Source organism: Bradyrhizobium sp. Kon58, from assembly GCF_055807455.1.
Map to the genome: position 1 here is coordinate 1 of NZ_JBVVOT010000221.1, position 364 is coordinate 364.

Here is a 364-nt window from a genome sequence, read left to right on the forward strand (position 1 = left end):
GGTGTTCGAAGCTCACATGGCTGCCGCGCCGCGCATGTTCGCGGGGCGTGATCAGCACAAGGTTGTGGGCTGCACAGCGGCTTTCAACCAACGCGATAAACAGGTCGGTCAAGGCCAGCGACTTGCTGCGCAGGTGGCTCATATCGGTGCGTTCGAAAACCTCCAGGCCGCATTCCACCATGGCCAATGAGGTAATCGGCTGGGTGCCGCACAGGTAGCGCAGGATGCCGGCGCTCGGCGCATAGTTGGCTTCCATCGCGAACTGTCGGGTATGCCCGAACCAGCCCGACAGCGGCTGGCGGACCAGGTCCACCAATGCCGGGTGGACCCACACGAACGCCTGGGAACCGGGACCGCCATTGAG

1 protein-coding gene is annotated in these 364 nt (G+C 63.7%); it reads right to left on the bottom strand.

Features of this window, described 5'->3' with window-relative positions; all coding sequences use genetic code 11:
* Positions 1–364, bottom strand: a 364-nt coding sequence (locus tag AC0L20_RS40205; protein WP_473295702.1) for a kynureninase/PvdN C-terminal domain-containing protein, incomplete at both ends; no start/stop codon positions are given.